This window comes from Chitinophaga sp., from assembly GCF_039596135.1.
Lineage (GTDB): Bacteria > Bacteroidota > Bacteroidia > Chitinophagales > Chitinophagaceae > Chitinophaga.
The window spans coordinates 25,498-37,131 of the sequence record NZ_JBCNKH010000056.1; the positions used below are offsets into that span (position 1 = coordinate 25,498).

8 protein-coding genes are annotated in these 11,634 nt (G+C 46.0%); 3 read left to right on the top strand and 5 right to left on the bottom strand.

The annotated features are described in order from the left end of the window. The first annotated feature begins 312 nt into the window (after nt 1-312). On the top strand, nt 313-2,544 hold the full coding sequence (locus tag ABDW16_RS24260; RefSeq protein ID WP_343673363.1) for a hypothetical protein: 2,232 nt from the start codon (nt 313-315) through the stop codon (nt 2,542-2,544). A 170-nt stretch (nt 2,545-2,714) separates the two neighbouring features. Here ABDW16_RS24260 and ABDW16_RS24265 read toward each other — a convergent pair whose 3' ends face one another. Continuing rightward, a complete protein-coding gene (locus ABDW16_RS24265) occupies nt 2,715-3,140 on the bottom strand; it encodes a 6-carboxytetrahydropterin synthase (protein WP_343673365.1) in 426 nt (141 codons plus the stop codon). 246 nt (nt 3,141-3,386) lie between these two features. Here ABDW16_RS24265 and ABDW16_RS24270 point away from each other — a divergent pair, with 246 nt between their 5' ends. Beyond that, entirely contained in the window at nt 3,387-5,018 is a 1,632-nt protein-coding gene (locus ABDW16_RS24270) for a family 43 glycosylhydrolase (protein ID WP_343673367.1), read from the top strand. A gap of 192 nt (nt 5,019-5,210) precedes the next feature. Next, entirely contained in the window at nt 5,211-7,457 is a 2,247-nt protein-coding gene (locus ABDW16_RS24275) for a sugar-binding domain-containing protein (RefSeq protein WP_343673368.1), read from the top strand. Between the two features lie 106 nt (nt 7,458-7,563). Here the strand turns inward: ABDW16_RS24275 and ABDW16_RS24280 are convergent, their stop codons facing one another. The 4 genes from ABDW16_RS24280 to ABDW16_RS24295 all read right to left on the bottom strand — a co-directional run. Next, the gene (locus ABDW16_RS24280; protein WP_343673369.1) at nt 7,564-8,901 is read right to left on the bottom strand and encodes a DEAD/DEAH box helicase; all 1,338 of its coding nucleotides are present in this window, start codon (nt 8,899-8,901) and stop codon (nt 7,564-7,566) included. Between the two features lie 35 nt (nt 8,902-8,936). Next, the gene (locus tag ABDW16_RS24285; RefSeq protein WP_343673370.1) at nt 8,937-9,824 is read right to left on the bottom strand and encodes a glycerophosphodiester phosphodiesterase family protein; all 888 of its coding nucleotides are present in this window, start codon (nt 9,822-9,824) and stop codon (nt 8,937-8,939) included. Nucleotides 9,825-9,828: 4 nt separating this feature from the next. After that, nucleotides 9,829-11,382: a SusD/RagB family nutrient-binding outer membrane lipoprotein gene (locus ABDW16_RS24290; protein WP_343673371.1), complete on the bottom strand. Its 1,554-nt coding sequence runs from the start codon at nt 11,380-11,382 to the stop codon at nt 9,829-9,831. Nucleotides 11,383-11,401: 19 nt separating this feature from the next. Then, a partial coding sequence (locus tag ABDW16_RS24295; protein WP_343673373.1) for a hypothetical protein occupies nt 11,402-11,634 on the bottom strand: 233 nt, incomplete at its 5' end.

Consider the following 11,634-nt stretch of genomic DNA (forward strand, 5'->3'; position numbering starts at 1 on the left):
GGTGAGAGCCGCACGAAATAAAGCCCAGCGTCCTTGTTTGGTTAATCTGTTGCTAATGAGATAAATTTTAGATGTGAAGATAAAATGAATTACGTCTGAGGACAAAAAAATAAAAAAGAGCCCTTCTTTGCTGTCGCAGGCCACCATGCTGATCTTTTAAAAAACGGATATTAGTTATGCACACATGTGTTTAACTTTCTCCCCTCCATCCTTCCCAATCAGATACTTTTGTATGGTTATCACGTCGCCAATTTGCCCTTTTATTCCTTGCCAATACCATTGTTAGGCATTTAAAATCAAGACTTTTAGAGCATGCAGAACTTTTTATCAGAATTTAAGCTACAGACTGGCTATTTAAAGTACCGTCCTGAACTGAGCAGGAAGGAGACCTGGGAAGAAGCCATTCGGGAACGGGTCATGAAAATGCACCGTGACAAATACGCACGCCTGCTGGATAACAAGGTGTTGTCGGAATACATGGATTTTGCAGAAGATGCTTATGTTGATAAACTGGTATTAGGTTCCCAACGGGCACTACAATTTGGCGGCCTCCCCATCCTGCGTCATAACTCCAAAATGTATAACTGTCTGACCTCCTATTGCGACAGACCTGAATTCTTCAGAGAATCCATGTGGTGGCTGCTAAGCGGCTGCGGAGTAGGTTTTTCAGTACAGCAGCATCATATTGCAAAACTTCCTGATTTACAGGTACGTGACAAGGGGACCAGGACCTTTATCATTGAAGACAGTATAGAGGGCTGGGCCGATGCTATTGGTGTACTGCTGGCATCCTATTTCAGGGCAGACAAAAAGTTCCAGACCTATTGGGGATATGAAGTAAGACTGGATTACTCTCTCATCAGACCTAAAGGTGCTTACATCTCTTCCGGGTTCAAGGCTCCCGGCTCCGATCCGCTGAAAATAGCGATACAGAAAATAGAAGAGATCATTGAACAGTGGCTGAAATCACAGGGTGGTACCATGAGAAGCATTCTTGCTTACGACATTGTAATGCATGCTTCTAATGCAGTGCTGGCCGGCGGTGTAAGAAGAAGCGCTACCATCTGTATATTCAGCAAGGATGACGAAGAAATGCTGAATGCGAAGACTGGCAACTGGTATATCACACAACCCCAACGTGCACGCTCTAACAACTCAGTTGCCCTGCTGAAATCAACAACTACCTACGAAGAGTTTCAGTCCATTATGGAATCAGTAAAGGAATTTGGAGAACCCGGTTTCGTATGGCTGGATGATCTTGAAATACTTTACAATCCATGTGTGGAAGTGGGAATGGTGCCTAAGCTGAAAACAGAAAATGGATGGGTATCCGGCTGGCAGGGATGTAACCTGACAACGGGTAATGGTGCAATGTGCAGAGACAAGAAAACTTTCCTCCGCATGTGTAAGGCACTGGCCATCTTAGGTACGCTGCAGGCGGGTTATACCACATTCGACTATGTAGGTAGTGTAACAGAAGAGATTTTCAAAAAAGAAGCCTTATTAGGTTGTGCAATATCAGGTTGGTTAGATAACCCTGATGTGCTGCTGAACAAAGAAACGCTGGCAGAAGGCGTACAACTCATTAAAGATATCAATAAAGAACTGGCCGATATCTTAGGTATTAACTATGCAGCGCGTACCACCCTCAGTAAACCGGATGGAAATGGGGCTATTATTCTCGGATCCTCTTCAGGCGTAAAACCTGTGGAAGGCAAACGCTGGATCCGTTATGTACAGGTCAATCCGGATGAATATGGCGTAGAGTTTTTCAAATCACAGAATCCTGAACTGGTAGAGAAGAGTGTGTGGGATTTCAATGGTCGTGACTATGCCATTGGCTTTGCCATGGAAGCAGAACCAAAGGCCATGAGTAAACACGATGTGTATGGAGTGAAACACCTGGAAATAGTGAAGTTCATTATGGAAAACTGGGTCTATCCGGGTACCAGTATTGAAAGATGTGTGATACCATCTGTAAGACACAATGTATCTAATACTATTTCAGTAGATAACTGGGAGAATGTAACTGATTATATCTATGCCAACCGCAAATACTTTGCAGGTATCTCTCTGCTGGGTATGTCAGGTTCACTGGAATACAATCAGGCGCCTTATTCAGAAGTGTTTACACCTGAGGAGCTGATCAAAATGTATGGAGATGGTGTGATCATGGCATCAGGTCTGATCGTGGATGGGCTGCATGCATTTGACCAGGACCTGTGGAAAGCATGTATGTATGTGCTGGACAGGAACCTGCCACTGGAAGGCAGCCGTGAAAAGATCTTCTATCAGAAAGACTGGATCAGGCGTGCAAAGAAGTTTGCGAAAAACTACTTTAAGAAAGATCTGAAAAAGATGACCTATGCATTGAAAGATGTGCATCGCTATTATCGCTACATGACAATTGTGAAGAATGCGAAGATGATCGACTGGAGCAAATACAAAGAAGAATTGCCTGACTATGTGGATGTGAATACCCTGGGTGCTGCTGCCTGTGCGGGCGGTGCCTGCGAGCTGCCACAGGCGCAATTGACAGTATAGAACAGCGAACCACTATAACAAAAAGGCCTGAGCAATGCTCAGGCCTTTTATCGGAAAAAGGGTGTATCAGTTTACCATAATGTTGATCCTTAAAGCTATGCGATGATTCCCATGATACAACCACCAGTTTGTGACTTGATCCACTCTACTGCGGCTTAGATTCAAATATATTACTTGATCCATTCGGCGTAAGAATCGCTGGTTTCATACAAAACCAGTTTAACTAACTCTACATCTTCGGGGAATCCACCCTGCAGTTCCTGTTTGATATACAGGATGATGTTTTCTGCAGATGGTTCGATATCCCAGATTTCGAGATTTTCCAGTTCTCCTAAATTAGGATTAGCAGCCAGGTAAGCTTTGGACAGAATAAGGCGGTGATCGAATTTATCCACTACCTTTTCATTCACCAGTTTTTTCAGGTCTTTAAAGTCCATCAAAATTCCAGTACCCCCCAGGTATCCCTGCTCAGGTGTTTTACTGCTGACAGTTACATGCAACTTATAGGAATGTCCGTGTAAGTTTCTGCATTTGCCGGCGTATCCATGCAGCGCATGCGCCGTTTCAAAGTTGAATATTTTAGTGATTTGCAACACTGATCCTTCTCAAATTTTTGCAAAGCTACTGCAAATAACAATTGACAATCATGATTTATGTCATTTTAACAAATGGGTTAAATTAAATTATCATTTCCTGATATTATATTCACAAATTTATTTACTTTTGATTAATTGTTAAATAAACACTTAAAAGTTCTTTGATTGTTGCTGGTATTGCCAGCGCACATGTAATCCGATTCCACTAAGTACCCAATTTTCAATATTTTAAACCCTTTCATTGTTATGAAAACTTTTACACTTTTCATTATTTCCCTATTCGTATGCCGCTCATCCTATGCCCTCCAGGGCCTCACAGGCATCCACGACCCATCTACGATTATCAAGCGAAACGGCGTCTACCATGTGTTTGGCACCGGCAATCAGATTTATCACCTTACCTCTACAGACCTGATTAACTGGACCACCGCCTCCACGGTATTTGCTGCCGGCACCTGGCCCAGTTGGATCAATACTTATGTAACAGATTTTGCCGGCAACTTCTGGGCACCTGAGTGCGTGTACATGAATGGTAAATATTACCTGTACTACGCCTGTTCTACCGGCGGCCGCCCCTGTGCCATTGGGGTTGCTACCAGCACAGACCTGAGCAACTGGACAGATCAGGGTGTAGTGGTATACTCCACTTCATCCAGCACCTATGGCGCTATAGATCCCGCTGTATTTGCAGATGCCAGCGGTAACTACTGGCTTACTTTCGGTTCTCACCTCACTGGTATCTGGCTGGCACAGCTCAATACTTCTACAGGCAAACGCCTGAATTCTACCCTTTACAATATTGCCGGCAGCGGCAGCACAGACATGGAAGCTTCTTATGTGATCAAAAGCGGGAGCTACTACTACCTGTTTTACAACAGGGGCGTGTGCTGCAATGGCACCAGCAGCACCTATTATGTACAGATGGGAAGGTCTGCCAGCCCGACCGGTCCATATGTAGATAAAAATGGTACCAGTCTCCTCAGTGGCGGGGGTACAACGGTGCTCAGCACTTCAGGTACTTATATCGGCCCCGGTCAAATTGGATATTACAGTGAAAACGGTTACAACTTTCTTACCTATCATTATTATGACGGCAACAACAGTGGCACACCTACACTGGGCGTGGCCAATGTAGGCTGGGAATCAAGCGGCTGGCCATTCTTTACCCGCGACTGGATTGCTGCCGGCAGGTATACCATTACCAATCAAAACAGTGGTCTGGTATGGGATGCCTGGGGCTGTACCGGCGCTTCCCTGCAAGCTATTGCACAAGGTACTGCTGCTGGTCTGACCTGTCAGCAATGGGATTTTACCGCCCTGGGGAATGGGGTTTGGAAAATAACCTGTGCGCTGGGTGGTTTGGCTGCTGATGTATACAACTGTGCATCTGCAAATAGTACACCACTTGATTTGTACAGCTATTGGGGAGGCACCTGTCAGCAATTCAAACTGGAACGTGCAGGCAATGGTAGTCTGGTGTTCTCATCTATGAATGGCAACAGGGTGGTCGAAGTACCGAATGCATCTACTACGGCTGGACAGCAATTGGCATTATATGATTACAATGGTTGCAACTGTCAGAAATGGAGTGTATCACTCATTTCTTCTGCAAGGGTAGCTGCTACCACCAAAGACAGCATTGCAGGTTTACAGGTCTTCCCCAACCCCGCATCCGGTACACAGGGTGTGACAATTAGTTTGCCTGCTGCCCAACCAGCCAGGATACGGGTCATCAATGCTGGTGGTGCCGTGGTGAGTGATCAGCAAACTCAGTATCAATCGAAGATTAATATCGGTCAGGGGCTACCGGCTGGCTTGTACTTTATACAAATCAGTACAAAGGATGCTGCAGTGACGAAGAAAATAGTGATTCAATAATCTAATCTTTTGTTTTATAGCGGCAGGCCGGAGGTTTTATTCTCCGGCCTGTTTTTGATTGCATCCTGACAACCCGCTTAATATAAATGTTACTTTTTCCCCTTATCCGCAACTAGTCATATTTCACCTGCTACCACTGCGGATATACTTCCCTCCTGGCTGTTATATTCGTCAGCTACTTAAACCTTTATAATGAAACGTTTTGTTAAACAGCTTGCTGTTCTCCTCACCTTCTCCTGTGCAACACCTGTATTACACGCGCAGACCAACTGGCAGCTGCAGCCAGTCGCCCTGCAAACCCGCTGGGCCCAACTCGTATCTCCCACAAATGCACTGCCTGAATATCCACGTCCCCAGATGATTCGTGACAACTGGCAGAACCTAAACGGACTATGGGAATACGCCATCACCGACAAAGACGCTACAAAGCCTGTAATTTTCGCTGGACAGATCCTGGTGCCTTATCCTATCGAATCGGCATTATCGGGCGTTAAAAAGGCTGTATTGCCCTCACAACGCCTTTGGTATAGGCGTACCCTGCCTCCCATTTCAAGGATCGAAGGGAAACGGATTCTTTTGCACTTCGGGGCCGTTGACTGGCAAAGCACCGTCTATATAAATGGCAAACAGGCCGGCATGCACACCGGTGGCTACCAGAATTTTACTTATGACATCACCCACCTGCTGAGAGACCGCGACAATGAAATACTGGTAAGCGTGTGGGATCCTACCGACCAGGGCATCAATCCCCATGGCAAACAGGTACTGGCGCCCAAAGGCATCCGCTATACCGCTACCACCGGCATCTGGCAAACAGTATGGCTCGAAACCGTACCTGACACCTACATCTCCGCCCTCGTTATTACGCCTGATGTAGATGGCGGGTTCCTCTCCCTCACCGTCAAAACCGGTGGTGTGGCAGCCAATTGTAAAGTAGCGGCCTTCGCCGGCACAAATGGCAAAATCATCAGCGCCACCAAAGGGAAGGCCAATGAAACCATCAAAATACCTGTTTCCAAAGCACACCTGTGGAGCCCTGAAGATCCTTTTCTCTATGACCTCTCTGTGAAACTGATTCAAAATGGGGATACCTCCGATGCCGTTACTTCTTATTTCGGCATGCGCAAAATCGCCATCAAAAAAGATCCGAATGGACAGGAAAGAATCTACCTGAATGATCAATACACTTATAACCTTGGGGTACTTGATCAGGGTTTCTGGCCGGATGGACTCTATACAGCACCTACTGACGACGCCCTCCGCTTTGACATCGAAGCCATCAAAGCAATGGGGTTCAATACCATTCGTAAGCATATTAAAATAGAACCAGCCCGCTGGTATTACTATGCAGACAAACTGGGCATGCTCGTATGGCAGGATATGGTGACCTGCGCCAGTCTGAAGCCTGAAGCCAAAGATGCTTTTGAAAAAGAAAGCGCCGCCAACGTGGCACAACTCTATAATCACCCTTCCATCATCTCATGGGTACTGTTCAACGAAGGCTGGTTCACCTACGATCAGCTCCGGCTAACCAAATGGCTGAAGAGTACAGATCCTACCCGCCTTGTAAATGGCCATACCGGCGAAAACTACGAGATGGATGGACAACAGGTTACTGAAAAGTGGGCCAGCGCTGACTTTGCCGACGTACATGACTATCCGGGTCCCGGTATTGCCCCGGCTCTTCCCGGCAAAGCAAGAGTATTGGGAGAGTGGGGAGGTATTGGCGTACCTGTGAAAAACCATGAATGGGATGCCGTTGCCGGTTGGGGATATGTAAAAATCACCCCTGCGGAATTAAGTACCCGTTATGCCTCCATGGTCAGGAAACTAAAAGATTACGAAACACAGGGCCAGTCCGGCTCTATCTATACAGAACCCTTCGACGTGGAAATTGAGGAAAATGGGTTGATTACTTACGATCGTAAGATCATCAAGGTACCTATCGATACGCTGCGCAAAATACACGCCGCCTTCATTCCGCAAACAGCCAGTGTAGACCTGGGCCTGAAAGACGCCGATACTACCTCTATACCAGATCCATTCCGCCCACAATTTCTCGCTATCCTGGAAATGGAAGCAGATGCGAAAAAGACCCATGACTGGCAGCCGATGACGGAAAGCGTCACAGACTATCTTAGCAAAGGCGGCACCAGCTTCTCTCCTACCAAAATCAGCAGCATGGCGCAAAAGGTATTTAATGGTACTGACGATACCACCCTGCTGAACCAGGCACTGAAATGGATGGACAGGGTGGTGGAGATAGAAAGGAATACCTTTACGATGGGTACTTATGCTAACCTGCTGTATAAGCTGGGGGATAAGGAAAATGCACTGAAATGGATGGTAAGGTCAGTAGAACTGGCTCATGAGGAAGAAATACCAGAGTACCAGGCTATTTATGATAAGATGAAGAAAGGGGAGCAAACATGGAAATAAAACAGGAATTTCTATAAGCTTTCTTCGACGCTTGTTCGACGCGTCTTCGATGCTTCTTCGACGCTTCTATATCTAAAAAGACCCGGCTGCATAGGCCGGGTCTTTTTTATCTCTTTTTCTTTTTGGCGCCTCTCGTCTTCGGCTTACCATATTTCATCTGCATTTTCTCCTTATGGGAGATCTTAACATTTACCTTCTTATTCTTTGCCTTCTTCTCATGAAAAGCAGGTCCATAACTTTCCAGCTTAGGCAAAGCCACCAGGAAATTCTTCATCTTCACCTCCGGCTTTTCATCATCCGTCAGCACATCAGAGATTTCCAGGTCTTCCGGTAATGGTGCCAAAGGAATCTCATAATTCATCAAAGTCTGAATCCTTTCCAATCCCTCTTTCTCACGCTCAGTATAGAAAATGATAGACTTACCATGCTTGTCCGCACGACCGGTACGACCAATTCTGTGCAGGTAGCTCTCCGGTACCTCTGGTACGTCAAAGTTCAACACATGGCTTACATCCTCAATATCAATACCCCTCGCTATGATATCTGTAGCAATGAGGAAGCGGTATTCACCTGACTTAAACTTCTTTACCGTATTAAAACGATGGTTCTGCTCTTTATTGGAGTGAATCACCCCCACCTGCTCAGGGAACTTCGTTTCTATCTGTTCATACAGCTGGTTCGCCAGTTCTTTGGTAGCGGCAAAGATCAGCACCTTACTCATCTCCGCATTTGTTTTCAGCAGCAGTTCCAGCAGGTTTACCTTGGTATTGAAGTTAGGCACTGCATACCCGGTCTGACTGATATTCTCACGTGGGGTACCCGCAGGTGCCGCTTCTATGGTCACTGGGGCATTGAAGTACACCTCCATCAAATCTTCTACTTCCGGGGTAATGGTTGCCGAAAAGAGCAGGTTTTGCCGCTTAGCCGGCAGTAAATCCAGGATATGTTTCAGTTGCGGGCGAAAGCCCAGGTTCAGCATTTCATCTACCTCATCTATCACCAGTCGCTTAATAGCTTTTAGTTTCAATGCGCCACTCAGCACCAGGTCTACCAAACGGCCGGGAGTAGCTACTACCACATCCAGTTTTCCACTGGCAGTCACCATCTGGGGGTTCATATTCACCCCACCAAAAAATCCTCCGACCTCCACATTCATGTAGGGTGTCAATTTCTTTACCGCCTCCACTACCTGGGTAACCAGCTCGCGGGTAGGCACTACTACCAGGATCTGGGCATAGCGCTCTTTGGAAAACTTCCACTGCCGCAAACAGGGCAGCAGGTAGGCAAAGGTTTTACCCGTACCGGTCTGTGCAATGCCACATACGTCCTGACCGGACATGACCACAGAAAACGCCTTCGCCTGAATGGTAGTGGGCGTTGTATAGCCCAGATCACTCAGGGCATTCAGTAAAGGCTTGCTGAGGTTTAGTTCATCAAAAGTCATAATACGATTCAAAATGAACCGCAAAGGTACTGAATCTATTTCTTCTGATAGCTGCCTGCCAATTTCACCAGGGCTTCCGGATCGTCTGTAATAATTCCGTCTACCCCCAGCTCCATCATTTTCTGCATTTCCTGCGGGTCATTCACCGTCCAGGGCAGTACCTGTACTTTCTTATTATGAGCAGTGGTCACCAGCTCTTTGGTTACCAGTGCGGAATAAGGGCTGTAGATGTCTGGCGTAAAGCCTAATTTCTCAATATTCGTTTCAAAACTATCTTTCCCATACACCAGCAATGCGAGCTTTTGTTTGGGGTACAATTTGTGTATCACCTGCAAAGTCCGGATGTCAAAAGATTGTACAGTCACCCTGTTCTGGATGCCTTTGTCCCTGATCACCTGCATCATAAGGCCCACAAATTCACCTGGTGCGGGGTGAAAAATGTTATCTCCGTCAGGAGAGCACTTGGTCTCCATGTTATAATACACAGGTTTCAGGTGATGCGCTTTCACATAAGCCTCCACACTATCAATCAGTTCGGACAACAGTGGTTTATAGGTTTTCATCTTCACCTGCCTGGGAAAATCTTTATGTGGCTTGGTACCGGCATCGTATTTCCGGATACTGTCATACGGCATGGTGTACAACTTATAAGATTGCTCATTGGCCTTATCAATATCCTTCCCTTCCGGGGTACGCATGAAATCGGCAGACATATACAGATCATGCGATACGACTACTTTCTTATCCTCCGAGATCACACAATCCAGTTCCAGCGTACGTGCACCCAGGTCTATGGCATGCTTCATAGCGGGAATAGTATTTTCCGGCATCAAAGCACGCCCGCCTCTATGTGCCTGCACATCTGTCTGTGCAGCTGCTCCCAGGGAAGCCAGCATTAAAAAACTACCTAATAACCTTTTCATAGTCTTATTTTAAAATCCACATTATACCGTTGATATCGTCTACATTGCCATACTGTACAATCGCTGCATTGTAATTGGCTGTATTTGCAGACTGATCCTGTGACAGGTACTTATACCGCATAGCAACCATGTTGTTATTGCCATTTCCTACGCCGGTGCTGAAAGTAGGTACTTTCGTTCTTCTCCAGTTAAAATACGGTTCTAAACCACTATTACAAAAGAAAGCAATATACTTCTGCTGTAGTATTTCTGTTAACCCTGCATCATTATTTCCAGCATATTTAACATTGGACTGCGCATAGTAATCTTCGAAGTTCACATTTACGGTTGACTGTACATATGGGCCGGTGACAGGCACCCCCAGTGGCAATGAGTACACAGTCATAGCGCCGGCATTGGGCACGCCATAGAAACTCCAGGATGCTTTGATACCTGCCCTGTAATAAGCTTCCGCATCTCCATTCACCCATCCCCTGTTAATCGCTTCTGCAATGTTGAAGCACATCTCAATGTACCCTACTATAAAAGTATTCTCTGCTGTATAACCAGAATAATACCTCCACCTGTTGATATAACTGATCACACCTGCACCATTCTGCGTAGCCAGTACTCCCATATCTGCACCGATATCACCGCCTTTAAAGGAAGAAAAATCTGTAGGGCTGCCACCGGAGGATACGATGCCCGGAGCCGGATCTGTCGTGACAAATACCCTTGGGTCTTTCAGCGTGGTTAACAATCCTACATAAGTAGAAGCACTGTTATTCAATGAACCGTTTGCAAAAGTTTCTTTATTCAACGGGTATTTATTGGTAGGATTCAGCCACACATATTGCAGGTTATCTGACATACCGGTCATGACCGGATAACTGGCTGGATCATTCACAATAGTGGCAAACCGCTGGGGAATTCTCAGATCTTCGTCAGAACTGGCTTTCCTGCTTAAATGGATCAGGAGACGCAATTCATAAGTATTCACGACTTTCTGCCATTGCCGGAGGTTATTGGAGAAATACATATCGCCGGTCAGGGTTTGATCATTGGCCGCAATCAGGGCTGCCAGGTCTGTATTTGCACTATCCAGCCAGTTGAGGCACTGGCTAAACACCGTCTTCTGATCATCGTATTTGGGTTTGAGGTTGGTCGCACCTTCCAGTGCCTCCGTCATTGGGATATCTCCCATTTCAAGACTCATCTTTGCGAAGAAATATGCCCTGAAAAATTTACCCAGTGCTGCATATGGATTCCGTGCAGCAGCACCGGCAGCCAGTGCCTGTTTTTCCATATTGACTACATTCGTCAGGTTCAGGTACAGGTTATCGCCCGATCCGAAGTTATACTGGTTATTACCGAAGTAAGAGTTATTCTGCAACTGGTACTGACTGATCCTGTCCAGTTGTCCACCCGGTGCATCAATAAGACCTGCCAGCAACCCGTTGAATAATAAAGAGGCCTGTACTGACGTAGGCTTGTTATTATTTACATACAGATCGTCGAAACTTTTTTTACAACCGCTCATACCAATGATAGCAGCTGCGAATATGATGAGCTTTTTCATCCTTTAATTTTTAACAGGTTTAAAACACAACATTCAGATTAAAACCAAACCTCCTGGTAGTAGGCGTTTGCAGGCCGGAAGCCGCACTGGCAGTATTGTACTGCTCTACATCGATACCCTTGTACTTATTATCTTTATAGAAGTACAGCAGGTTCCTGCCCACCAGTGATACATTTACATTACTGATAAAAGTCTTATTCAGCCATGCTTTGGGCAATGCATACCCAATTACCACCTCTCTCAGTTTTGCAT